At 71.8% G+C, this 24277-nt stretch carries 22 protein-coding genes; 9 read left to right on the forward strand and 13 right to left on the reverse strand.

All coding sequences use genetic code 11. The features are described from left to right. The first annotated feature begins 33 nt into the window (after window positions 1-33). The 4 genes from edd to ABD333_RS09720 all read left to right on the forward strand — a co-directional run bounded on the left by edd (window position 34) and on the right by ABD333_RS09720 (window position 5095). Window positions 34-1854: a phosphogluconate dehydratase gene (edd, locus tag ABD333_RS09705; RefSeq protein WP_344539788.1), complete on the forward strand. Its 1821-nt coding sequence runs from the start codon at window positions 34-36 to the stop codon at window positions 1852-1854. Next, window positions 1851-2852 carry a glucokinase gene (gene glk / locus ABD333_RS09710; protein ID WP_344539790.1) on the forward strand — a complete coding sequence of 334 codons (1002 nt, stop codon included), beginning with the start codon at window positions 1851-1853 and terminating at the stop codon, window positions 2850-2852. Before edd ends, glk begins: the two co-directional genes overlap by 4 nt. After that, window positions 2849-3478 carry a bifunctional 4-hydroxy-2-oxoglutarate aldolase/2-dehydro-3-deoxy-phosphogluconate aldolase gene (gene eda, locus ABD333_RS09715; protein WP_344539792.1) on the forward strand — a complete coding sequence of 210 codons (630 nt, stop codon included), beginning with the start codon at window positions 2849-2851 and terminating at the stop codon, window positions 3476-3478. Before glk ends, eda begins: the two co-directional genes overlap by 4 nt. Before the next feature lie 150 nt (window positions 3479-3628). After that, window positions 3629-5095, forward strand: coding sequence for a tetratricopeptide repeat protein (locus ABD333_RS09720; protein WP_344539794.1), 1467 nt, complete (start codon window positions 3629-3631; stop codon window positions 5093-5095). 6 nt (window positions 5096-5101) lie between these two features. Here ABD333_RS09720 and ABD333_RS09725 read toward each other — a convergent pair whose 3' ends face one another. Continuing rightward, window positions 5102-7660 carry an ABC transporter permease gene (locus ABD333_RS09725; RefSeq protein WP_344539796.1) on the reverse strand — a complete coding sequence of 853 codons (2559 nt, stop codon included), beginning with the start codon at window positions 7658-7660 and terminating at the stop codon, window positions 5102-5104. A 130-nt stretch (window positions 7661-7790) separates the two neighbouring features. Here ABD333_RS09725 and ABD333_RS09730 point away from each other — a divergent pair, with 130 nt between their 5' ends. Next, the gene (locus ABD333_RS09730) at window positions 7791-9053 is read left to right on the forward strand and encodes a sensor histidine kinase (protein ID WP_344539798.1); all 1263 of its coding nucleotides are present in this window, start codon (window positions 7791-7793) and stop codon (window positions 9051-9053) included. Next, the gene (locus ABD333_RS09735) at window positions 9050-9709 is read left to right on the forward strand and encodes a response regulator (RefSeq protein WP_344539800.1); all 660 of its coding nucleotides are present in this window, start codon (window positions 9050-9052) and stop codon (window positions 9707-9709) included. Before ABD333_RS09730 ends, ABD333_RS09735 begins: the two co-directional genes overlap by 4 nt. Window positions 9710-9735: 26 nt before the next feature. Here ABD333_RS09735 and ABD333_RS09740 read toward each other — a convergent pair whose 3' ends face one another. The 3 genes from ABD333_RS09740 to ABD333_RS09750 all read right to left on the reverse strand — a co-directional run bounded on the left by ABD333_RS09740 (window position 9736) and on the right by ABD333_RS09750 (window position 12278). After that, window positions 9736-10965 carry a M28 family peptidase gene (locus ABD333_RS09740; RefSeq protein WP_344539802.1) on the reverse strand — a complete coding sequence of 410 codons (1230 nt, stop codon included), beginning with the start codon at window positions 10963-10965 and terminating at the stop codon, window positions 9736-9738. A gap of 93 nt (window positions 10966-11058) precedes the next feature. Beyond that, the gene (locus ABD333_RS09745) at window positions 11059-11532 is read right to left on the reverse strand and encodes a DUF1707 SHOCT-like domain-containing protein (RefSeq protein WP_344539804.1); all 474 of its coding nucleotides are present in this window, start codon (window positions 11530-11532) and stop codon (window positions 11059-11061) included. Between the two features lie 2 nt (window positions 11533-11534). Next, window positions 11535-12278 carry a PadR family transcriptional regulator gene (locus ABD333_RS09750; protein WP_344539806.1) on the reverse strand — a complete coding sequence of 248 codons (744 nt, stop codon included), beginning with the start codon at window positions 12276-12278 and terminating at the stop codon, window positions 11535-11537. A gap of 388 nt (window positions 12279-12666) precedes the next feature. Here ABD333_RS09750 and ABD333_RS09755 point away from each other — a divergent pair, with 388 nt between their 5' ends. After that, window positions 12667-15435: an aconitate hydratase gene (locus tag ABD333_RS09755; RefSeq protein WP_344539808.1), complete on the forward strand. Its 2769-nt coding sequence runs from the start codon at window positions 12667-12669 to the stop codon at window positions 15433-15435. Between the two features lie 45 nt (window positions 15436-15480). Here the strand turns inward: ABD333_RS09755 and ABD333_RS09760 are convergent, their stop codons facing one another. Together ABD333_RS09760 and ABD333_RS09765 are read right to left on the reverse strand one after the other, a co-directional pair. Beyond that, entirely contained in the window at window positions 15481-16014 is a 534-nt protein-coding gene (locus ABD333_RS09760) for an RDD family protein (RefSeq protein ID WP_344539810.1), read from the reverse strand. A 16-nt stretch (window positions 16015-16030) separates the two neighbouring features. Further along, window positions 16031-16645 carry a LysE family translocator gene (locus tag ABD333_RS09765; RefSeq protein WP_344539812.1) on the reverse strand — a complete coding sequence of 205 codons (615 nt, stop codon included), beginning with the start codon at window positions 16643-16645 and terminating at the stop codon, window positions 16031-16033. A 44-nt stretch (window positions 16646-16689) separates the two neighbouring features. On the opposite strand from ABD333_RS09765, the gene ABD333_RS09770 reads away from it, so the two are divergent. Together ABD333_RS09770 and mug are read left to right on the forward strand one after the other, a co-directional pair. Beyond that, the gene (locus ABD333_RS09770) at window positions 16690-17409 is read left to right on the forward strand and encodes a TSUP family transporter (protein WP_344539814.1); all 720 of its coding nucleotides are present in this window, start codon (window positions 16690-16692) and stop codon (window positions 17407-17409) included. After that, window positions 17409-17969, forward strand: coding sequence for a G/U mismatch-specific DNA glycosylase (gene mug / locus ABD333_RS09775; RefSeq protein WP_344539816.1), 561 nt, complete (start codon window positions 17409-17411; stop codon window positions 17967-17969). The genes ABD333_RS09770 and mug overlap by 1 nt, the downstream gene beginning before the upstream one ends. Window positions 17970-18018: 49 nt before the next feature. On the opposite strand, the gene ABD333_RS09780 is transcribed toward mug, so the two are convergent. From ABD333_RS09780 to idi, 7 genes are all read right to left on the reverse strand, one after another. Further along, complete coding sequence (locus tag ABD333_RS09780; protein ID WP_344539818.1) at window positions 18019-18462, reverse strand: ASCH domain-containing protein; 444 nt, start codon at window positions 18460-18462, stop codon at window positions 18019-18021. A gap of 205 nt (window positions 18463-18667) precedes the next feature. Next, entirely contained in the window at window positions 18668-19252 is a 585-nt protein-coding gene (locus ABD333_RS09785; RefSeq protein WP_344539820.1) for a class F sortase, read from the reverse strand. Next, a complete protein-coding gene (locus tag ABD333_RS09790) occupies window positions 19245-20096 on the reverse strand; it encodes a hypothetical protein (protein ID WP_344539822.1) in 852 nt (283 codons plus the stop codon). Before ABD333_RS09790 ends, ABD333_RS09785 begins: the two co-directional genes overlap by 8 nt. A 106-nt stretch (window positions 20097-20202) precedes the next feature. Further along, window positions 20203-21057 carry a carbohydrate ABC transporter permease gene (locus tag ABD333_RS09795; protein ID WP_344539824.1) on the reverse strand — a complete coding sequence of 285 codons (855 nt, stop codon included), beginning with the start codon at window positions 21055-21057 and terminating at the stop codon, window positions 20203-20205. After that, the gene (locus tag ABD333_RS09800; protein WP_410558619.1) at window positions 21054-21983 is read right to left on the reverse strand and encodes a carbohydrate ABC transporter permease; all 930 of its coding nucleotides are present in this window, start codon (window positions 21981-21983) and stop codon (window positions 21054-21056) included. Before ABD333_RS09800 ends, ABD333_RS09795 begins: the two co-directional genes overlap by 4 nt. Window positions 21984-22006: 23 nt before the next feature. After that, on the reverse strand, window positions 22007-23314 hold the full coding sequence (locus ABD333_RS09805) for an ABC transporter substrate-binding protein (protein ID WP_344539827.1): 1308 nt from the start codon (window positions 23312-23314) through the stop codon (window positions 22007-22009). 268 nt (window positions 23315-23582) lie between these two features. Continuing rightward, window positions 23583-24164: an isopentenyl-diphosphate Delta-isomerase gene (idi, locus tag ABD333_RS09810; RefSeq protein WP_344539829.1), complete on the reverse strand. Its 582-nt coding sequence runs from the start codon at window positions 24162-24164 to the stop codon at window positions 23583-23585. Window positions 24165-24277 lie beyond the last annotated feature (113 nt).

Here is a 24277-nt window from a genome sequence, read left to right on the forward strand (position 1 = left end):
TCGATGGCAGAAGTGGCGGTAGTTTCCCGGTTCATGAGCCTTCATCCGGTGGTCGAGCGGGTCACGCGGCGCATCGCTGAGCGCAGTGCCGATCGGCGCGCGTCCTATCTGGCGCGCATCCGCGACGCGCGGACGACCGGCCCCGCTCGCGGCGGCCTCGGCTGCGCCAACCTGGCGCACGGGTTCGCGGCGTGCGGCCCGGCGGAGAAGCTCCAGCTCCGCGGGAGCGTGACGCCGAACGTGGCGATCGTGTCGGCGTACAACGACATGCTCTCGGCGCACCAGCCGCTCAAGGACTACCCGGATCTCCTCAAGGCGGCGATCTCCGAGGCGGGCGGCACGGCGCAGTTCGCCGGGGGAGTGCCCGCCATGTGCGACGGCATCACGCAGGGCCGCGCCGGGATGGAGCTGTCGCTGTTCAGCCGCGACGTGGTGGCGATGGCCACGGCCGTGGCGCTGTCGCACGACATGTTCGACGGGGCGCTGCTGCTCGGCGTGTGCGACAAGATCGTGCCCGGCCTGGTGATCGGGGCGCTGTCGTTCGGCCATCTGCCGGTGATCCTGGTGCCCGCCGGGCCGATGCACTCCGGGCTGCCCAACGCGGAGAAGGCCAAGGTCCGCAAGCGCTACGCGGCGGGTGAGATCGGCCGGGACGAGCTGCTGGAGGCGGAAGCCGCGTCGTACCACTCGGCCGGCACCTGCACGTTCTACGGAACGGCCAACTCCAACCAGCTCCTCATGGAGGTCATGGGCCTGCACCTGCCGGGCGCCAGCTTCGTCCCGCCAGGCACCGAGCTGCGTGAGGCCCTCACGGCGGAGGCGGGGCGCCGGGTGCTGGAGCTCACCGACCTGCGAGGCGAGGCCTACACCCCGATCGGCGAGCTGCTGGACGAGCGGGCGTTCGTGAACGGCGTGGTCGCGCTGCTCGCCACCGGCGGCTCCACCAACCACACGCTGCACCTGGTCGCCATGGCCGCCGCCGCGGGCATCGAGCTGACCTGGGACGACTTCGACGAGCTGTCCGCGGTCACGCCACTGCTCACCCGCCTGTACCCCAACGGCACCGCCGACGTGAACCACTTCCACGCCGCGGGCGGCACCGCGTTCCTCATCGGTGAACTGCTGGACGCCGGGCTGCTGCACGAGGACGCCCGTACGGTCGGCGGCGCGGACCTCGGCGCCTACCGGGAGGCCCCGGTGCTGGCCGAGCAGGGACTGGTCTGGCAGCGCGGCCCGCGCCTTTCGGGTGACACGAGCGTGCTGCGCCCGGTGCGCGAGCCGTTCGACGAGCACGGCGGCCTGCACACCGTCAACGGCAACCTCGGCCGCGCCGTGGTCAAGGTGTCGGCCGTACCGCCGGAGTGCCGCCTGATCGAGGCTCCCGCCCGGGTCTTCGAGACGCAGGAGCGGCTGCAGGAGGCGTTCGCCGCGGGCGAGCTGGACCGCGACGTGGTCGCGGTGGTCCGCTACCAGGGTCCGCGCGCCAACGGCATGCCCGAGCTGCACCGGCTCACCCCGCCGCTGGCCGTGCTGCAGGACCGGGGCCACAGGGTCGCGCTGGTGACCGACGGGCGGATGTCGGGCGCGTCGGGCGCGGTGCCCGCCGCCATCCACGTCTCCCCGGAGGCGGCCGCGGGCGGGCCGCTGGCCAGGGTCCGCGACGGCGACGTGATCAGGCTGGACGCCGACAAGGGACTGCTGGAGGTACTGGTGCCGGACGAGGAGTTCGCCGCGCGGGCGCCCATGGGCGGCGCGCCCGCCGAAGACGAGTGGACGGGCACGGGCCGCGAGCTCTTCCACGCGTTCCGCCAGGCCGTCGGCCCGGCCGAGCGCGGCGCGGGGGTGTTCGGATGAGCGCGCTGCTCTCCGCGGCCGGCGACGCCTCGTATCCGTGGCTGGTCGCCGACGTCGGCGGCACCAACGCGCGCTTCGCGCTGGTGGCGGAGCCGGGCGCGGCGCCGGAGCACGTCGGCACGCTCGCCAGCCGCGACCACGCCGGGCTGGCGGAGGCGGCCGAGACCTACCTCGCCGAACACGCCGGGGGAGCGCGGCCGCGCGCGGCGTGCCTCGCGGTCGCGGGCCCGGTGGTCGAGGGCCGGTTCCGGCTGACCAACGCGGACTGGGCGGCGGACACCACCGAACGGGTCCGCGCCCACCTCGGCCTCGACCACGCCGAGGTGCTCAACGACTTCGAGGCCCTGGCCCTCGCGCTGCCGCACCTGACCGACGCCGATCTGCGGCCGGTCGGCGGTACGGCGCTGCCCGCCCGGGACGGTTCGGCGCCGCTGTCGGTGCTCGGACCGGGGACCGGGCTCGGCGTCGCGGCCCTCCTGCCCACCCCGGCGGGCTGGATCCCGCTGCCCGGCGAGGGGGGCCAGGTCGACATCCCCGCCGCGACCGACCGCGAGGTCGAGGTGATGCGGCTGCTCCGCGCCGAGCAGGGCGCGGCGAACGCCGAGTTCCTGCTGTCCGGCGACGGGCTGGAACGCCTCCACCGCCTGCTGGGGATGATCCACGGCGTCCGCCCGGAGCCGCTCACCGCCGCCGAGATCTCCGTGCACCGCGACGGGCTCTGCGCCGAGGCCATCGAGATGTTCTGCGCGCTGCTGGGCGCGTTCGCCGGGAACGCGGCGCTCACCCTCGGAGCCCGGGGCGGCGTCTATCTCGGCGGCGGCATCCTGCCCCGGATCGCCGACGTGCTGGACACCAGCGACTTCCGCCGCCGCTTCGAGGCCAAGCCGCGGGTGGAGGAGTACGTTCGAGCCATCCCGACCGCGCTGATCGTCCATCCGAACCCGGCGCTGGTCGGAGCCACCGCCCGCCTCGCCCAGACGCTCTTGGAGCCCGTGTGAACGCAGACCACCTGCTCGATCTCGCCCCGGTCATCCCGGTCGTCGTCCTGGACGACGCCGCGACCGCCGTGCCGCTGGCGCGCGCGCTCGTGGCGGGCGGCCTGCCGGTCATCGAGGTCACGCTCCGCACCGCCGCCGCCCTCCCGGCGATCGAACGCATCGCGGCGCAGGTCCCGGAGGCCGTGATCGGCGCGGGCACGGTCGTGCGTCCCGAGGACGCGGTGAACGCCAAGGCCGCGGGGTCGCGCTTCCTCGTCAGCCCCGGGTGCACCCCCGGGCTCCGCGAGGCGATGGCCGCGACCGGTCTGCCGTTCCTGCCCGGCGTCTCCTCGGCCTCCGAGGCCATGGAGCTGCTGGAGCACGGCATCACCGTGATGAAGTTCTTCCCCGCCGAGGCGGCGGGCGGCCTGCCCTACCTGAAGTCGCTCGGCGGCCCGCTGCCGCAGGTGCGGTTCTGCCCGACCGGCGGCATCACGATCGACACCGCGCCGCGCTACCTCCGGTTGCCGAACGTCGGCTGTGTCGGCGGCACGTGGCTGACCCCCGACGACGCCGTCAGAGCCCAGGACTGGGCGCGCGTCGAAGCCCTGGCTCAGAAGGCCGCGAGCCTCCGCCCGGCTCCATAACCCACAAAGCTGCGACGGGCCGGCCCGACGAGTTGGCGCCCGGCGGACCGGCCCGCCGCATTCACCCTCGCTGACCACGCACCTGGTCGCTTTGACCAATTGATTCGCTTTCGCCTGCCAGGCGAAGGCGGCGCTGTAGGCTCGCGGCCCATGACTTCCAGCCCTGCGGACATGGCGTTCGCATTGTTGCGGGAGGGCCGCGCGGTCGAGGCCCAGGAGCTGATCGTGCGCGAGCTGCAGGCCGTCGAGGCGCGCCAGGGCCGCGGCGGCGCCGCGTGGACGTCGCTGCAGTGCGATCTCGGCAACGTCCTCATCAACTCCGGCCAGCCCGGCCGTGCCGTCGAGTGCTTCCGCGCCGCCTGCGCCGGGCCGCCGCCCGCCGATCCGGCGGAGCACAAGGACTACCTGACCTATCGGCTCAACCTGGGCCTGGCGCTCCAGGCGGCGGGGCAGCCGGCCGAGGCCGAGGCGGAGCTGCGGCGCGGTGCCGAGGAACGCCTGGCCTTCTACGGCCGGGAGCACGCCGGTTACGCGTTCGGCCTGGAGCCGCTGGCCGACGTGCTGCTGGCCAACGGCGACCCGGGGCAGGCCAGGCAGGTCGCCGACGAGGCCCTGGCCAACTTCTGGAACAACGGCCACGAGCGGACCGCGAGCGCGCTGGCGCTGCGCGCCGAGATCATGAGCGCGGAGGGCGTGCCGGGCGGTCTGTTCCAGGGCATCGAACAACTTCCGGACGAGCTGGTCGAGCAGACCGCGCTCACCGTGCTGGACCGCGCCGGACGCGGCGACCCGCGGGCGCTCTGGCCGGTGGTGACGGACTTGGTCGCGGCGCTGGAGGCCCGGCTTGGCCCCGATCACCAGGCGACGCTGAACGCGCTGTCGATGCTGGCCAACCTCGGGCGCGACGCGGGTGATCCGGCGGGCCGGGTGGCGGCGATCCGGCGGGTGATGACGTCGTACGAACGGCAGGGCAGGCTGGAGGACGCCCTCATGGCGGCCCAGGGCCTGGCGATGGCCTACGGCGACGCCGGTGACGAGGCGGCGGCGCTGCGCACGTACGCCGACGCGCTGGCGCTGGCCGAACGTGTCGACCGTCCCGAACTGACCTCCCAGATCCTGCGCAACTGGGGCCTGGCGCTGTCGGAGGCCAAGCGCCCGGCCGAGGCCGAGCCGCGGCTCGCCGACGCGGTCACGCAGGCCCGGCGGGGCGCCGATCCCGAGATGCTGGGCCGCGCGCTGATCGCGCTGGGCCTGTTCCTGCAGCACCAGGAACGCCTGACCGAGGCGATGTCGGTCACCCGGGAGGGCCTGGCCCTCATGGACCCCGCCCATCCGGACGCCGTCATGGGAAGCAGCCACCTGGGCGCCATGGAACGCGGACAGGGCTGCGGGTGCGGTGACCTCGGCGGCGCGGTCGCCGAGGCGTTCCGGCAGTTCGTGATCGGGCAGCTGCCCCGCGACCTGCTGCTCGACTTCAGCGTGGAGATCGTGGACGGTGACTTCAAGCTGAACGTCGAGCTGCGCCGGGAGCCGACGGAGGGCGAGCTCGAACAGCTCGACCGCATCATCCAGACCGCGCACGCCGAGTTCCGCCGCCGGTTGTCAGCCCGGACCTGATCTGGGTCATGATGTCTTGATGGCGTCCAGGATGTTCAGCCGGGCGGCACGGCGGGCGGGCCAGACGGCGGCGAGCACGCCGATGAGGGCCGCTGCCGGGACGTAGAGCAGCAGTCGCCCGACGGGCACGGCCAGCTCGGTGACACCGTCCTCCGCCATGGCGTTCTGGACGATGACTCCGAACACGACGCCGATGGCGAGGCCGAGCAGGGCGCCGAAGACCGAGATGATGACCGCCTCGTACCGGATCATCCGGCGCAGCTGCCGCCGCTGCAGGCCGACCGCGCGGAGCAGGCCGATCTCACGGGTGCGCTCGACGACCGACAGCGCGAGCGTGTTGACGATGCCGAGCGCCGCGATGACCACCGACAGCACGAGCAGCGCCAGGATCAGCTGGAGGAACAGGTCGATGTCCCCGGCCGCGTCCGCCTTGATCGTCTTGCGGTCCTTGACCACCAGGCTCGGCCACGGCGCGAGGGCGGACTCCAGCCCGCGCCGGGTCGCGGCGGCGTCCGCGCCGGGGGCCAGGGTGAGCTCGATCCGGTCGATCGTCGCGTCGGCGGCGTGCGGCCGGTACGCCGTGTCGTCGATGATCATGCCGGGCGCCGGGTGGGAGATCGTCTTCTGGTCGGCGTAGACGCCGGCGACGCGGAACGTGGCCTTCGCGCCGTCCTGGAACTCGCCGGGCACCACGGTCCCGGCCCGCCACCCCCGGGCGGCGGCCGTCGTCCGGCTGACGAGGAGATCGGTGCCCCGGGCCGCCGCCGTCCCCTCGGTCACCCGGAGCCGGAAGTGGCCGGCGAGCTCCCGCGGACGACCGGCGGTGACGGTCTGCACCTTCCCGGCCAGCCTGATCCGCGCCGACCGGATCGCGACCGCGCCGCGCACCCCCGGGACCTTGGCCACGGCGTCGAACGCCGCGGGCCCGACCGGCGTGATCTCGCTGGCTCCGACGACCCGGTAGTCGGCGGTCAGGCCCGTCTCCAGCTGCTTGTCCACGGTGACGGCCATCGACCGGGTGATGACCGAGACCGTGCCGATCAGGGCGAGTCCGATCATGAGGGCCGAGGCGGTGGCGGCGGTCTGGCGCGGGTTGCGCAGCGCGTTCTGCCGGGACATCCGGCCGACCATGCCGCCGAAGCGCGCGAGAGGCCAGCCGGCGACCCAGGCCCGCGGCCGGCTGATGAGCGGGCTCAGCGTCGTGACCCCCGCGAAGAACGCCATGGCGCCGCCGCCCGCGAGGTAGAGCGCGGTCTTGCCGTCCGTGGCGACCAGCCCGGCGGCCATCGCGGCCGTACCGGCCACGACCGCGGCGCCGCCGGTGAACGCGCGGACGCGCAGCGAGCGGGCGGGCGGCATGACCTCGTCCCGGAGGGCGGCCACGGGCGGGATCCGCGCCGCGCGCCGCGCCGGGACGTACGCGGCGGCCAGCGTGACGCCGAGCCCCACCGAGTACGCGGCGATGACGGCCGAGGCGGGCAGCACCGGGGCGCCGAACGGCAGCGCCTCGCCGGCCACGAGCGACATCAGCTCGGCCAGCCCGAGCGCCAGCCCGCCGCCCGCCGCGAGCCCGAGGGTCGCGCCGATCAGGCCGACCCCGGCCGCCTCGCCGAGCACCACGCGGGTCACCTGGAGACGGCCCGCCCCGACCGCGCGCAGCAGCGCCATCTCGCGGGTGCGCTGGGCCACCAGCATCGAGAACGTGTTGAAGATGATGAACGAGCCGACGAACACCGCGATCGCGGCGAAGACCATGAGCAGCGTCCGCAGCATCGTGAGGATCTCCCGGAGCGGCTCGGCGACCTCGTCGACGGCCTGCCGCCCGGTGATGGCCTCCAGGCCGTCCGGCAGCGTCCGGCCGACCGCGTCGCGCAGCCGTTCCTGCGGGACGCCGTCGGCGGCGTGCACGGTGATCCGCGTATAGCCGGGCCGTTCCATGAGCAGCCGCTGCGCCGTCCCGGGCTCGAACGCCGTGACCGTCAGCGCGCCGGAGAGCTCGTCGTCGCCGTACCGGACGATGCCCGTCAGGGTGAACGTCCGGCTGCCGGACGCGAGCGCCATCGGCACCCGGTCACCGATCTCGTACCGGGCCGCCCGGGCGCTCGCCGCGTCGATCACGACCTCGCCCGGCCGCCGGGGCGCCGTCCCGGATTCCAGGCGCATGAGCGACAGGTCGGGATCGGCGTTCCAGTCCATCCCGGTCCGCGGCTCCGTGCCGACGAGCTTGCCGGCCCGGTCGACGACCGCGGCGAACCCGCTGACCTCCCCGCGGGCCTTGGCCACGCCGTCGGCTTTGCGTACCGCCGCCAGGACGGAGCGGTCCAGCGGCCGGTCCGGATCCGGGCCGCCCAGCTCCGCGCCGAACGCCTTCTTCGCCCGCACGACCGTGTCGGTGCCGCGGCCGAGGTCGTCGAAGGCGCGGTCGAACGAGCGGTCCAGCGTGGCCGCGAAGACCAGGGTGCCCGAGACGAACGCGACCCCGGCCACCACCGCCGCGACCGTCAGCGCCAGCCGGGTCTTGTGCGCGACCAGGCCGCGAAGTGTCAGCTTTCCTGCGATCCCCATGCGTCGATTCGAGCCCACGGCGCCCGCCGCGCGGCAGCGTGCAACGGATGGACCCGCACCGACGCACGTAGCGTCCGGTAGCGACTTTCGTAGGGTGGCGGCGGCCGTCCCGGTGCGTACGGTGTTGGTTGTGCAACCAAGCCTCCCGGCCCGGCCGGTCCGCGCCGTGGTGTCCGACGCCCTCGTGGTCGCGATCGGTCTGGCGGGCAGCGTCCAGACCACGCTGGACGAGCGGACGATCCTGCGCCCCTTCCACGGGCTGACCGCGGTCGTGCTCGTGCTGGCGGGCCTGTCCCTGGCCGTCCGCCGCCGGGCGCCGCTCACGGTCGCGTGGATCACCATCGCCGTCCCGGCCGCGGTGCTGGTCGTCGAGTTCCTGGCGCCGGGGACGCTGCTGTTCACCGGGGGCGACATCGACGTGGACTCGGTCTCGCTGTGGCCGCCGGGCGCGATGTTCGCCGCGTACGCGGTCACGGCGTTCCCCAAGGCGCATCAACCTCCCTGGCTGCGGGGGCTGCCGATCGCCGTCCTGGCGCTCGTCCTCGCGGCCACCCCGGAGGTGATCTCCGACGTGGCCTTCCAGAACGTCGCGGTCCAGGGCAGCGACCCCGAGGCCGGGATGGTCTTCCGCAGCATCGTCCTGGTCGTCGGCGGCGCGCTGCTCGGCATGTACGTGTCCGCCCGCCGCCGGGTGCTCGACGGGCTGCGGGAACGCGCGGACCGGGCGGCCGAGCAGGCCCGGGCGGAGGAACGGGCCCGGCTCGCCGCCGAGATGCACGACGTCGTGGCCCATCGCGTGACGCTCATGGTCCTGCAGGCGGGCGCGCTGCGCGTCCGCGCCCGCGACGACGAGACGCGGCAGGCGGCCGAGGAACTGCGCGGCACGGGCGCCAGGGCACTGGAAGAGCTGCGCGACGTGATCGGCCTCCTGCGCCGCACGGAGGAGGGCCCGGACGACGAGGCCGGCGCGCACGGCCCGCTGCCGGACCTGTCCACGCTGATCGCCGAGTCGGGCTCGGTCGGCGTGCCGGTGGACCTGGAGGAGGAGGGCGACCCGCCCCTGGCCTCGCCGGTCGTCGGGCGGACCGCGTACCGCATCGTGCAGGAGGCCCTCACCAACGTACGCAAGCACGCGCCCGGCGCCCGCGTCCGCGTGGAGATCCGCTACCGCGCGGACGGCGTGCGCCTCACCGTGCTCAACTCGGCACCGTCCCGGCCCGCCGACCACCATCTGGCCGCCAGCGGCTCGGGCACCGGCCTGTCGGGCCTGGGCCAGCGGGTCGACCTCATCGGCGGCACGTTCACGGCCGATCCCATGCCCGACGGCGGCTTCCGGGTGCACGCGTCCCTGCCCGCCTTCGTCCCGACACCCGCGCCCGAGGCCGTCCGGTGAGCATCAAGGTCCTCCTGGTCGACGACGAACGCATGGTCTGCGCGCACCTGCGGACCATCCTCGGCGCGGCGGACGACATCGAGGTGGTGGACGAGGCCTACGACGGCGCCGCCGCCGTCGAGTCCGTCCTCCGGCACGACCCCGACGTCGTGCTCATGGACCTCCGGATGCCCGGCGTGGACGGGCTGACGGCCATCGAGCGCATCGCCGCCCTGCGTCCCGCCCGGGCGGGGTCGTCGCCGGCCGTCGTGGCCCTCACCACGTTCGACGCCGACCACTACGTGCTCCGGGCGCTGCGCGCGGGCGCGGCCGGGTTCCTGTTGAAGTCCACGCCGCCCGAGGACCTGGTCGAGCTGGTCCGCGTCGCCGCCGACGGGCACACGGTCATGTCGGCCGCCGCGACCCGCCGGCTCGTCGCCTCCGCCGCCGGCCGTTCGCTCGAACGCGACCGGCACCGCGCCCGGATCGGTGAGCTGACCGAACGCGAGGCCGAGGTGCTGACCTGCCTCGGCGAGGGCCTGTCCAACGCTCAGATCGCACAGCGCCTCCATCTCAGCGAGGCGACCGTCAAGGGTTATGTGTCCCGTCTGCTCGACAAGCTGGGCTGTGCCAACCGCACCCAGGCCGGGCTGCTCGCCCACGAGGCAGGCCTCTGACAGTCCTCGCTTTACGGGCGGCGTGCTCAGTGGGCGGCGAGAGCGCGTGCCACTGCCTCGGCCAACTGGGCGGCGTCGGCGACGCAGCGGTAGTCGACGTGCTCGGGCAGGTCGGTGGGCAGGTGGTAGTGCGGGATGAGCTTCTGGTCGTCGACCGAGACGAGGCAGGCGGTGGGGTAGCCGTGGCGGTGCGGGACCACCGCGTCGGTGCTCGTGCGTGACCGCGGGCCGCGCCGGATCTCGATGTCCTGCTCGACGGCGCAACGGGCGATCATGTCGCCGAAGGCGGTGTCGTACGTCTCGATGCGCAGCGGCCCCTCGCCGTCGAGGAGGACGAGCCTGCCGGAGCCCACGGTGTCGAGGTTGAGGAACCAGGTGCTCTCGCGGGCGAGCCCTGGGAAGTAGTGGTGGGCGAACCCCCGTACCCCCTCCTGGAGCGACTCCTCGGCGCCCGCCGAGAAGAGGAGCACGCGCAGGCCGGGAACGGGTCGGCGGGCCAGCGACTCGGCCAGCGCGATCAGCACGGCGACGCCGCTGAGGTTGTCGTTGGCGCCGGGCACGGCCTTGTGCGAGCCGATGTCGGCCATCGCGGCGGCGGCGAGCGCGCTGAGCGCGGTGCCGGTGCGGCGCACGGCGGGGGAGCGGGTGGCACTGCCGAACGCGACGAGGGCGGGCCCGGCGATCACGGGCCACCAGACGGGGAGGTTCTCCCTCGTCCGTTCGACCGCGCGGGGGAAACGTCTCGCGTACCAGCGCGGCAGCGTCTGGTCGAAGACGGTGCCCGACGGCGCGGCGTCGTGGTGCGCCATGATGACGAGCGTCCGGTGCGGTGCCTGGCGCTGGGCGCGCGGCGGGGTCAGGTCGGCGACGACGTTGCAGGCCGTACGGCGCGAACTCAGCACGGTACGGGCGAACTGGCGGCCGTAGGAGATCTCGTCGGCCAGGGCGGCGGTCAGGACCGCCCCGGCGAGCGTGCCGGTCCAGCGCAGGCGCTTGCCGGTCAGGCCCGCGAGCGTCGAAAGCGCGGCGATGACCCCGACGGGCCAGGCGTACGAGCCGTACGCGGGGACCTCCTGGACATGGGCGGTGTGGCCCAGCGCGTTGAGACGGTCGGCGATCAGGTGCGCCGCCTCGCGTTCGCCCGGCGAGCAGGGCGGCCGTTCGATCGCCGCGAGCCGCTCCACCGTGGCGCGCAGCGTCTCCTCGGCCGGCCGGGCCACGGGCGAGACCGGATGGAGGAACCGCTCGGAGGGCATACCTGAGACGGTTTCACGACCCTCGTGTAGGGGTCCATGAGCGGTGCGTGGCGGCCGCGGGACCACGGCCCGGGCCGTGGTCCCGCGGCGCCGTCATCTGCGCTGGGCGCGGCGGTGGGTCACGGTCAGCATGATCGCCCGGATGACCCAGACGAGCAGGGCGAGCTGGAACACCGCGAAGAACGCGGTGGCCGGTCCGGCGGTGAACGTGACGATCAGGAACACGCCGAGCAGGATCGGGAAGGCCGGGAACCCGGGACGGCGGCGCGCGGCCCAGGCCGGATGGTGTCCCTCCCAGGCGGGATGGCCGTGCCGCATGCCGGGATGCCGGTGGGCGAACGGGTGGCCGCCGCGGTACGGGCGCACGGCCTCGGGGAGACCGTTGTGGCCGGGCAGGTCGCGCACGATGGTACGCAGGTCGCCCTCGGTCTTGGCGGCGAGGGCGGCGTCCAGGCGCTCGTCGAGCTCGGCCTGGTCCAGCCGTCCCGCCGCGAAGTGGTCGTGCAGGGCGGTGGTCACCGTGTCCCGCTCGGCGTCCCCGATGCGGATCTCGTCAGGCCGTGTCACCACTACTCCTCGGATGCGTCAGGTGTGTCGTCCGGGTCACGTGCGCCGTCGAGGTCGTCCTCGGCGAGGATGCGGTAGAGCCTGCGGCGGGTGTCGGCCAGCACGGTCTTGGCCTGGGCGACCTGTTGGGGTGAGCCGGAGTGGACGAGCTGCATGACCGCGGCTCCCGTCTGCGCGGCCTGCTTGAAGAGGTCGGGCACGCCCTCGCCGAAGTCGGGCGTCATCTCCGCCCACGGCTCCGACAGCTCGTCGGCGTGGTCATCGACGTAGACGCGGCCCTGGTCGGTGAGGCGGAAGGTCTTGCGGCCCTCGCCCTCCTCGCCCACGATCAGCCCCTCGTCGGCCAGTTGCTGGAGCGCCGGATAGACCGCTCCGGGGCTCGGCTTCCAAGCGCCCTGGCTGCGGACGTTGATCTCCTGGATGATCTGGTAGCCGTTCCGCGGCTCCTCGGCGAGCAGCGCCAGGATCGCCGCGCGCACGTTCCCCTTGCGTGCCTTCTGGGCCTTGGCCCAGGGCGGCCCGCCGCGCCCCCACGGGCCGCGACCCCACGGGCCGCCGCCGCCGGGAGGACCCCAGGGACCTGGGCCGCCGCCGAAGACGAAACCGAAGTCGGGCATGCCGTGCCTCGACCGGGGACCGCAGCCGTGCTGCTGATGGTGACGGCTCGCGTACGCCGCCGCCTTGGCGCCCAGAGCGGCGGCGGCGAAGGCCCAGCGCAGATCGGGGCCGTGGTGTGTCGCGCTCATGTTCTTCACACCCTTCCGAGATCTCTCTTTGATCTCTCGCGATAGGACAACGATATATCGGCAACGTGGAGTCGCGCCAGATGGTTCCCGGCTCGCTGCCGGGCGATCGAACTACCCGCAGGTAACTTGATATCGAGATAAATCGGCGATAGCTTGACGTCGAGAGAAATCCTGACGAAGTTAGGCGAACCTGAGTCCTGAGCAGGGTCTGGACTAGGGCAGGATTCAGAGGGGATGAATCCCCCGCCCTGGACCTTGCGGCGCGACTCACCCCGCGCCGGCGGAGCCGGGAGCAGGAGATCGACCAGATCAGTGAAGAACGGTCAGCGAGAAACGCCGTGCGCTCACGTCTCGGACCGGACGTGCGGTGTTGACGGAGGAGGAGTCCGTGTCCGCGAACAGCTTCGGCAGCCGTAACACGCTGCAGGTGGGCGACAAGTCGTACGAGATCTACCGGCTGGACGCAGTCGAGGGCTCGGCCCGTCTCCCGTACAGCCTCAAGGTTCTCCTGGAGAACCTGCTGCGTACCGAGGACGGCGCCAACGTCACCGCCGACCACATCCGTACGCTCGCCGGCTGGGACGCCAATGCCCAGCCGAGCCACGAGATCCAGTTCACCCCGGCCCGCGTCATCATGCAGGACTTCACCGGCGTGCCGTGTGTGGTCGACCTCGCCACCATGCGCGAGGCGGTGCGCGACCTCGGCGGCGACCCGGCCAGGATCAACCCGCTCGCCCCGGCCGAGATGGTCATCGACCACTCCGTCATCGTCGACTACTTCGGTACGCCGCAGGCGTTCGAGCGCAACGTCCAGGTCGAGTACGAGCGCAACAAGGAGCGCTACCAGTTCCTGCGCTGGGGCCAGACCGCGTTCGACCAGTTCAAGGTCGTCCCGCCCGGCACCGGCATCGTCCACCAGGTCAACATCGAGCACCTGGCCCGCGTCGTGTTCGACCGGGACGGCGTCGCCTACCCCGACTCGTGCGTCGGCACCGACTCCCACACCACCATGGAGAACGGCATCGGCGTCCTCGGCTGGGGCGTCGGCGGCATCGAGGCCGAGGCGGCCATGCTGGGCCAGCCGATCTCGATGCTCATCCCGCGCGTCGTCGGCTTCAAGCTGACCGGCGAGCTGCACCCGGGCACCACGGCCACCGATCTGGTGCTCACCATCACCGAGATGCTGCGCGAGCACGGCGTCGTCGGCAAGTTCGTGGAGTTCTACGGCGAGGGCGTGCACGCGCTGCCGCTGGCCAACCGCGCCACCATCGGCAACATGAGCCCCGAGTTCGGCTCCACCTGCGCCATCTTCCCGATCGACGACGAGACCCTGACCTACCTGCGCCTCACCGGCCGCAGCGAGGAGCAGATCGCGCTGGTCGAGGCGTACGCCAAGGAGCAGGGCATGTGGCTCGACCCGTCGGTCGAGCCGGAGTTCTCCGAATACATGGAGCTCGACCTGGCGACGGTCGTGCCGTCGCTGGCCGGTCCCAAGCGCCCGCAGGACCGCATCTCGCTCTCGGAGGCCAAGCAGACCTGGCGCCGCGACGTCAAGAACTACGCCGCCACCAGCGTCCAGGGCCCGACCGACGAGGCGTCCGACGAGTCGTTCCCCGCCTCCGACTCCCCGGCGATCAGCCGCGGCGGCAACGGCGACAAGCCGCGCGAGCACGCCACCGGCAACGGCGACCGGCCGCACAACCCGGTCACGGTGACCATGGAGGACGGCTCCGCCTTCGAGATCGACCACGGCATCGTGGCCGTCGCCGCCATCACCTCCTGCACCAACACCTCCAACCCGTTCGTCATGGTCGGCGCGGGCATGCTCGCCAAGAAGGCGGTGGAGAAGGGCCTCACCCGCAAGCCGTGGGTGAAGACCTCGCTGGCCCCCGGCTCCCAGGCCGTCACCGACTACCTCGAGCGCGCGGGCCTCACCCCGTACCTCGACAAGATCGGCTACAACCTGGTCGGCTACGGCTGTACCACCTGCATCGGCAACACCGGCCCGCTGCAGCCGGAGATCTCCAAGGCCATCAACGACAACGACCTGGCCGTCACCGCCGTGCTGTCGGGCAACCGCAACTTCGAGGGCCGCATCAGCCCCGACGTGAAGATGAACTACCTCGCTTCGCCGCCGCTGGTCATCGCCTACGCGCTGGCGGGCACGATGGACATCGACATCCTCAACGACCCGATCGCCGAGGGCACCGACGGCCCGGTCTACCTCAAGGACATCTGGCCCGCGCCGGAGGAGGTCGCCGAGATCGTCAACTCCTCCATCGGCCAGGAGATGTACGTCCGCAACTACGCCGACGTCTTCAAGGGCGACGAGCGCTGGCGCGGCCTGGACATCCCCACCGGCAACACCTTCGAGTGGGACCCGTCCTCCACCTACGTGCGCAAGGCCCCGTACTTCGACGGCATGGAGATGGAGCCCGCCCCGGTCACCGACGTCCACGGCGCCCGGGTGCTGGCCAAGCTGGGCGACTCGGTCACCACCGACCACATCTCCCCGGCCGGCTCCATCAAGGCCGGCACGCCCGCCGCGCAGTACCTGGAGGAGAACGGCGTCGCGATCAAGGACTTCAACTCCTACGGCTCGCGCCGGGGCAACCACGAGGTCATGATCCGCGGCACGTTCGCCAACATCCGGCTGCGCAACCAGCTGCTGGACGACGTCGAGGGCGGCTACACCCGCGACTTCACCCAGGAGGGCGCGCCGCAGTCGTTCATCTACGACGCCGCGCAGAACTACGCCGCCCAGGGCACCCCGCTGGTGGTCATCGCGGGCAAGGAGTACGGCTCCGGCTCGTCGCGCGACTGGGCCGCCAAGGGCACCGCGCTCCTCGGCGTCCGCGCCGTCATCGCCGAGTCGTACGAGCGCATCCACCGTTCGAACCTCATCGGCATGGGCGTGCTGCCGCTGCAGTTCAAGGACGGCGAGAGCGCCGAGTCCCTCGGCCTCACCGGCACCGAGACCTTCGACGTCGTCGGCGTCGAGAAGCTGAACGAGGGTGAGGTCCCCCGCGAGGTGACGGTGAAGGCCGACGGTAAGGAGTTCAAGGCCGTCGTCCGTATCGACACCCCAGGCGAGGCGGACTACTACCGCAACGGCGGCATCATGCAATACGTGCTGCGCAACCTGCTGCGCAAGTAGGTAGGGCCTGAGAAAGGGCCGTCTCCCCTAGGGAGGCGGCCCTTTTCAGTATCCAGGCGAGGCGTACACGGGCTGCGGAGGCCGCGTGTCCAGGACGGTCGTCCCGGTGGCGCGGCCATGGAGCCCCCGGCGTTCCGGGGCGTCGGCCAGCATCCAGACAAGGCTGACGAGCGGAATGACCATCAGCGCGAGAAACAGGGAGAAGTAGGGAGACATCAGCAGTGCGCGGCCTCCCGCGCGTGCCCAGCCGACCGGGGCGCCGTCGCCGGTGCGCACCACGGTGAGCCCGACGACCCGCTTGCCGAGCGTGGTGTGCCACGCGCCGAGCTGGACCGCCTCGTACAGGATCGGCAGCACGATCATGTTGGCCGCCAGCAGGTAGACCCACTCGAAGCCGGCCGCCTCGCCGACGCCGACGATGACCAGATTGACGATCACCGTGAGCAGGCCCGCGAAGACCAGGTCGAGAAGCCGGGCGGCGAACCGTTTGCCGAAGTCGGCCGGGCGGGGGGCGGGGGGCGGCGCGTACCGGGGGTCGGCCCAGGGATGCGGCGCGGGGGTCCATCCTGGTGTGCTCATCGTGAAAACCCGATGGTCAGTGGTCGGCGGCCAGGCGAAGTCCGAAACCGATGAACGCCAGACCGGTGATCTGCTGGATGCGGCGCCTGACCGATGGCCGTGCCAGCCTACGCCGCGCGGCGGCCGCCGCGAACACGAGCAGCGCGTACCACCCCAGGCACTCGGCGACATGGATCAAGCCGAAGACCAGGCTCGTCCACAACATCGAAGCGCCGTCCGGGACGAACTGCGGCAGCAGGCTCATGTAGAAGACACCGGCCTTGGGATTGAGCAGATTCGTCACAAAGCCCGTGCGGAAGGCGCGCGTCCCAGAGGAGGCGGGAAGCTCCTCGACGGTCTCCGTACGCCGACGGGCCTGCCACAGGGCCTGGGCACCAAGCCAGAACAGATAGCACGCACCCGCGACGCGCACGATGTCGAACGCCAGCTCCGAAGCGGCCAGCAAGGCCGTGAGCCCCAGCGCACCGGCGACGGCCCACACCAGACAGCCCGCGCCGATGCCGGTCGCGGCCAGGTAACCGGCCCGCCGCCCGCTCGTCACCGTGGTGCGCAGCACCAGCATCGTGTCGATCCCAGGCGTGATCGTGACCAGTGCGGCAACGGCGGCGAAGGCCAGGCATGCAGTCAACACGGCGCTCATCCTACGAACAGGAACATGTACCGTTCCACACCGTTATGCCAGATCTGGAATTCCTCATCATCAGCGGCCTGGCGGCCCTCCTCGGCGCCGTCGTGCAGAGCAGCGTCGGCCTGGGCGTCGGGCTCGTGGCCGCGCCGGTCGTCACCATGCTCTTCCCGTCCCTGATGCCGGGGTCGATCCTGGTGGCGGCCACCGTGCTGCCCCTGGCGACGCTGGCCCAGGAGATGAAGCACGCCGACCTGCGCGGTCTCGGCTGGGCCTTCGGCGGCCGGGTGGCCGGCACGCCGATCGGCGTCTGGGTGGTGGCGGCGGTACCCGCCCGCGCGCTCGGCGTCCTGGTGGGCGCCGTCGTCCTGGCCGCACTCGGCGCCAGTGCCTGGTCGGCGAACGTCCCGCGCAACCCGGGCACGCTCGCCACCGCGGGCCTCATCGCCGGAGCCACGGGCACCGCGTCCTCGATCGGCGGCCCTCCCATCGCGCTGCTCTACCAGAAGGAGAGCGGCCCCCGGGTCCGCGCCACCCTCGCGGTCTTCTTCACCGTCGGTGCCCTCCTGTCCCTCCTCACGCTGGCCGCGGTGGACCAGCTTCCGCTCCGCCAGGTGACCGCGGGCCTGGCGCTGACCCCGTTCGTCCTCGCGGGCTTCCTGGTGGCCGGCCCACTGCGCCGCTACCTGGACGGCGGCCGCATGCGGACCGCGATCCTCCTCGTGGTGGGGACGTCCGCGGTAAGTCTGATCGTGCGTAGCCTGATCTGATGCGTCCCACCAAGGCCGACATGGAGGCCGCCCGCGACCGCGTGATCCCCGACGTGCTCCCGGCTCCCGGCGAACCGTTCCGCGTGCTCTTCTGCGGGATCAACCCGGGCCTCTACTCGGGTGCGACCGGTCACCACTTCGCCCGTCCGGGCAACCGCTTCTGGCCCGCCCTCTGCCGCTCCGGCTTCACCGACCGCCTGCTGAGCCCGGACGAGCAACACCTGCTGCCCTCGTTCGGCCTGGGCATCACCAACCTGGCGCCCCGCACGACGGCCCGCGCGGACGAACTCACCGCCGAAGAACTCCGCGAGGGCGGCGAACGCCTCCGGCGCCTCATCGAACGATTCCGCCCCGCCTACCTGGCCGTGGCAGGCGTGACCGCCTACCGCACCGCGTTCGACAAGCCCAGAACCCAGATCGGCCCTCAACCCGAGAAGATCGGCCCCTCCGACCTCTGGGTGCTCCCCAACCCCAGCGGCCTCAACGCGAGCTGGCCCCTCGACAGACTGGCCGCCGAGTTCGCCCGCCTCCGCACCGCCGCCGACCTCAAAACTCCGTAAGCACCCCCGGATCAAAGCGCGTCTTGTCGCCGATGGGGTGGCGGGTTGGTCAGTCTTGTTGGACTAGGCGGGCGGCTTCGGCTTCGAGCATGGCCTGGACCTCGATGACGAGGCTCGGCTTGGGCTCCCAGATGTCGGGTTTGCCCAGGGCGACGATAGGGCGCGGGAGGGCCCGGACGGACGTCAGGCGCCAGTGGTAGGAGCGCGGGTCGGCCCAGGCGCCGCAGTCGCACGGCTCGTCGCGGACGGCGGCGGAGCAGACGTCGGTGAGCTCGGCGATGGCGATGACGGCGCCGATCGTGGCGAGGGGGTCGCGGGGGTTCCAGCCGGCGGCCTGGATCTGGGGGGAGTCGCAGGCCTTGAGGTCGACGCGCATCGAGGCGTGGATCAGGAGGGGGCCGCGGTAGGCGGTGGGCAGGCTCTGGTTGGAGACGGCCTTGACGCCTCTCGCTATCCCGAATGCCCATGGCTGCTGAACGCTGATCGCCTGCACGCGGTCACCTCCCGTTCTCCATCTTGGCCGGACCGTTCGAGCCCTGCTGCCCGATTGCCGCCGGAGCGACCCGTGCCTGCAGGCCAGACAGCGGTAACCGTTGAGCTAGATGAAAGGTCAACGATAGGCGCACGGTGCGCATGGGCAAAAGGTTCAAAGAGTGATTTCTCATGAGAACGGGGCAAAAGCAAATCGGCGCGCCGCCTCAGGCCCGCACGAGGCGGGTGTAGGCGATGACGTTCTCCGAATAGTGGCCCGCCCCGGTGTCGAACGTGCCACCGCAGGTGACCAGGCGAAGTGCGGCGTAGTCGAGGTCCTCGGCGTAGATTTTTTCGCCAGGGAAGGACGCCTTGGGCACGTTCTCGACTTTCTGCACCGCGAACGTCGCCGTGGTGCCGTCGCGGCGGACGACCTGGACGCGATCGCCGGGACGCAGGTCCTTGAGCCGGTGGAACACCGCGTGTTTCCCGCGGGCGTCCACATGGCCGAGGATCACCGAAGGACCGCCCTCGCCGGGTGTGGGCCCGTTCTTCCACCAGCCGGCGAGGTCGGGCCGTGTGAGCGGAGGCTCTTCGATGCGCCCGTTCGGCTGCAGGCCGAGCTCGGACACCGGCGCGGTGACGCCCAGCCTGGGGATCTTGATCGTGGCGGGGAGTGAACGGGGGAGCGGTTTGGCGAAGCTCGCGGCACGCGGGCTGGAGCCGGGGTCGATGGGGCCGCCGCTGTAGTCGTCTCCGCCGCAGGCGCTGAGAGCGAACGCGACGGCCAGCAGTAGTGGTGCCTTACGCACGCGCTCGCCTTCGGCGGTGCAGCACGTAGACGCCGACCAGGACCAGCGACCCGGCGACGGGCAACGCGTAGCCGGGGCTGTTGTCGGTGTCCGCCATAGAGCCGTCGCCAGTGTTGGGCGAACCCTGGGGGATGCTCTGGTCGCCCGGGTCGACGTGCTTCTGCCCGGGCCTGGTGCTGAACGTGACGGAGCCGTAGCCGCGGCACTCGACCCGCACCTTGACGATCGAGGGCAGGGTGGACTCGAAGCGCGCGGTGGCCCGGTGCCCGTCCTCGCCCACCCGCTCGAAGCGCGGCTCGGACACGAACGACGCGGACGTCGCCCGCACCGGGGCGGGGCAGGTGACGCGGATGCCGAGCCTGCCGCCGGGCATGACGGTGCGGGTGGACAGGTCGACGTCGTCGTGGCCGAACGTGAAGCCGCCGCCGGGCGGCGGCTCAGGGCGCGGCTTGCCCGGCGGGCTCGGTGGTGCCGGCGGGATGCGGTCGGGCGGCGTGACCCACAGCGGGAACGTCTGGAACCCCTTGCCGGTCACGCAGCCCAGCCGGGTCAGGTAGGAGTTGCCGGACTTGAGGGTGCGCAGCGTGCCGCCGATGCCGGTCCAGGCGTCGCCCGACCTCTCGAACGAGCCGGGCTCGCCTTCGTCGAACGCCTCGTTGGTGCCCGACACGCGGGGCTCGCCGAGACAGCCGGTGACGCGCACCCAGAGGTTGTCTCCTGGCGTGAACCGCTGCGGGCTGTAGGTGGCCTGCGGCTTGTCCTGCGGGGCGGCGGACGCCGCGGGGGCGGGGATCGCCAAGGCCGTCAGGGCGGCGCCCACGGCGACGATTCGGGTGTTGCCCATGAGGTTCGGACCACCTCGGGGTTGGCGGGGACTATTGGGGGGCATGTCAATAGAAAGGGCAGTGTAACCGTGTGTGAGGCAATTGTCACTACCTGGCCGAATCAGGTCACCCCTTGAGCGCTCCCGCCATCAGGCCGCGCATGAAGAACCGGCCGAGCAGGACGTAGACGACCAGGGTCGGCAGCGACGCCAGCAGCGCCGACGCCATCTGCTGGTTGTACTGGACGGCGACCGCGCCCGAGCCCGCGGTGTTGTTGAGCAGCACCGTGACGGGCCAGCTCTCCTGCGAGCCCAGGAAGACCGCGAACAGGAAGTCGTTCCACATCGACGTGAACTGCCAGATGAGGACGACCGCGAAGGCGGGGCCTGAGACGGGGAGAACGATCGAACGGTACGTGCGGAGCATTCCGGCGCCGTCCACCCGGGCCGCCTCGATCAGCTCGTTCGGGATCGTGACGTAGTAGTTGCGGAAGATGAGCGTGCAGATCGGGATGCCGTACACCACGTGCGCCAGCACCAGCCCGCGGATGCTGCCGACCAGCTCCATCTCGGTCAGCAGGCCCTGCAGCGGGATCATCACGGCCTGGTACGGGATGAACATCCCGAACAGGAACAGCGTGAAGACCGCGTCCGCCCCGGGGAAGCGCCACTTCGACAGCACGTAGCCGTTGAGCGAGCCGAGCACCGCCGAGATGAGCGCGCCCGGGACAGAGATCTTGAAGCTGTTCTCGATCCCCGGCCTGAGCGTCTCCCAGGCCGACCGCCAGCCGTCCAGGCTCCAGTTGTCCGGCAGGCTCCACGCGGTGGACGGATCGGCCTCCTGCAGCGACTTGAAGCTGGTCACGACCAGCACGTACACCGGGATCAGGAAGACCACCACGAACGCCAGCAGCACCGTGAAGCGGATGGCGCGGAAGGGGACGCGCCGCCGGGGGCGGGTGGCGGTCGTCGTCGCGGTCATCGGTCACGCTCCGCCCGTACGGACCACACGAGGTAGGGGATCACCAGCAGGCCGACCGCCAGCAGCAGGTACGTGGCGATGGTCGCGCCGTTGGCCGGGTCGCCCCGGTCGAAGACCTCGACGTAGGTGGCCACCGCCGGCACGTACGTGATGATCTGCTTGCCCGCGATCGCCATGATGAGGTCGAACACCTTCAGCGAGATGTGCCCCAGGATGATGAGCGCCGACAACGTGACCGGCCGCAGCTGCGGCAGCACCACGTACCGGTAGACCTTCCACTCGGAGGCGCCGTCCACCCGGGCCGCCTCCCGCAGGTCTTCGGGTACGCCACGGAAGCCCGCCAGGTACAGCGCCATCACGTACCCGGACATCTGCCAGATCGCCGGCAACGCCATCGCCGCCATGCCGAGCCGGGGGTTCTGCCACCAGTCGTTGCCGAGCGCGCCCAGCCCGAGCTTGTCGAACAGCTGGTTGAGCCCGACCGCGCGTTCCGGCGGCGCAGGGTTCATCAGCCACCGCCAGACGACACCGCTCGCGATGAACGAGACCGCCATCGGGAACAGGTAGATCGCCCGGAACCCGGCCTCGGCCTTGATGCCCTTCTCCATCAGGAACGCCAGGAAGAAGCCCAGCACCAGAGCGCCGACCACGAACACGGCGGTGAACAGCAGCGCGTGCCGCACCGCGCCGGGCCAGCTGGGCACGTCCCACAGGTCGACGAAGTTCTTGCCCTTGTCGAACCCGTACGGCGACACCATGTCGTGCTTGCCGCTGACCGCGACGCGCGTGTTCCAGAAGATCAGCCCGTACACGAACACGCCGATCGCCACGATGGAGGGCGAGAGCAGCAGCAGTCCCGGGAGCCAGCGCGGCGCGCGGCGCCGCCACACGCGCCGCCCGCGGGCCGCGAACGACTCGCGGCCCACGGGCGGCGTGACGTCCGTGCTCGTCACTGCGCGTTGTTCTTGGCGGCGGTCACCAGCGCGCTCTGCAGCTTGCCGACGTCCTTGCTCTGCAGGAACAGGCCTACCGCGGCGTCGATGTCGGCGTGCCAGCGCTTGCTCGCGTAGACGCCGTGCCAGAACGAGCCCGCCAGCTTGATGCCCGGCTTGTTCCACTCGTTGAGCGCGTACTCCAGGTAGCCCTTGTAGAGGCTCTTGTCGGCGTCCTTGCGGGCGGGGATGGAGCCCTTCTTGGGGTTGAAGAGGTCCTGGCCCTCCTTGCTGCCCGCGACCTTCAGCCACGCGATGGCGCCGCCCCGGTGAGGTGCGCCCTTGGGCAGGGTGAAGCTGTCGGACAGCCACATGTACGTGCCGTCGGTGCCGGGGGAGGCCGCGTACTTGAAGTCGGTGCCGTCCTTCTTGCCCAGCCCGTTCGGCGCTGAGCCGGTGAAGTAGCCGTACGCCCAGTCGCCCATGATGTTGAACGCGGCCTTGCCGTCCACGACCGCCTTGGACGCGCCCTGCCAGTCGGTGGAGGCGGCCTCGGCCGTCGTGTACTTCATGATCTCGGCGAAGTCGGTCAGCGCCTTGGTGACGGCGGGGCCGCTCCAGTCGGCGCCCGGCTTCCAGAGCGCGTTGTAGGCGTCGGTGCCGAGGTCGCCGAGCAGGACGCTCTCCAGCAGGTGGTCGGCGGTCCACTGGGCGCCGAGCGACAGCGGGACCTTCCCGGTCTTGTCCTTGACCGCCTTGAGCGCCGTGATGAACTCGGCGACGGACGTGGGCGGGCCGGACAGCCCGGCGTCCTTAACGATCTTCGGGTTGTACCAGAGCATGTTCGAGCGGTGGATGTTCACCGGAACCGAGTAGATCTTGCCCTGGTAGGAGATCTGCTCCAGCAGCTGCGGCGGGTAGGCCTGGCGCAGGTTGTTGTCGGCGTAGAACGAGTCGAGCGGCTCGATCTGCCCTTGTTTGATGTAGTCCAGGAGCTCGGCGCCCGCGTGGCCCTGGAAGGAGTCCGGGGGCTTGCGGTTCTGGAGGCGGCTCGCCAGCACGGCCTGAGCCTGCGTGCCCGAGCCTCCCGCGATGGCGGCGTTGACGAACTTGGTCCCCGGGTTCTTCTTCTCGAAGTCGGCCTTCATGGCGTTCAGGCCGTCGGCCTCGCCGGGGCCGGTCCACCAGGAGAAGACCTCGACCTGCGAGGCGTCTCCACCGCCCTTGTCGTCGTCGCCTCCGCCGCAGCCGGACAGCAGCAGCGCGCCGCCGACCGCCGCGGCGGCGAGCGCCTTCCATCGGATCTCGACCGCAGGTCCTCGCATCGTCCGTCCTCTCTCGCCCCGGCCGGCTCACCCCGTTCGATCTCGCCCGGCCCCGCACACCCCGTCCGACATCCCGCCCGGCCCCTCCGGTCGGACCGTCCAGTTGGATCTTCTGGAAGAACAAGCGTCCGTTCGGTGGGCGCGCCGGGTCAACACCGGTGAGCGAACCGCAATCGTCCGGTTATCTGGCTGGTGAAAGGGTTTCCGCGGCCCCGGCCGAGGGCCCCGGCCGAGGGCCGGCCGCGGGCGCGCGGACGTGCGATGGAGATCACCAGGTGAGGGCGGGCGGCAGGCCGCCGCTGCCCGCGTCCGGCCAGTCGAGCGGCTCGCCGAGCGGCGCGAGCTCGGCGAGCTGCAGCCGGTACCAGGGAGAGGAGCCGGGGTGCCGGACGAGCTCCAGGCACTCCGCCCAGGTCCGCCACCCGGCGTCGGCCACCTCGGCGGGGTCGAGCGTGACGGGGGGCTCGGCGTCCGCCGTGACCGCCCGGACGACCGGGCAGCGCTCGTGCTCGACGACCCCGTCCGCGGCCGTGGCCCGATAGTGGAATCCGGGCAGCACGGACGTGATCGTGTCGGCCGCCACGCCCAGCTCGGTCCGCAGCCGCCGCCGCACCGCCGCGCGCAGACCCTCGCCCGGTCCGGGATGCCCGCAGCAGCTGCCGGTCCACACGCCGGGGAAGGTCCGCTTGTCCAGTGCCCGCCGCGTGACCAGCACCTTGCCGTTCGGGTCGACCAAATAGCAGGAAAAGGCCAGGTGATAAGGGGTATCCCGATGGTGACTCTCCGCTTTCGGAGCAGTACCAATTGCTTCGTCGGACTCGTTGAGCAGGACTATCTCCTCGGCACCCATGTCTCTACCAATACAGCACTCAGGGTCTGTGGAGATTCGGTGGAGAGAAACTCGCCGTCCCCCGCCCCGAGGCCCATCGCCCGCAAACCGGGACTAAACTCGGCAAGACCCGG

Source organism: Actinomadura fulvescens (assembly GCF_039533225.1).
GTDB classification, from domain to species: domain Bacteria; phylum Actinomycetota; class Actinomycetes; order Streptosporangiales; family Streptosporangiaceae; genus Spirillospora; species Spirillospora fulvescens.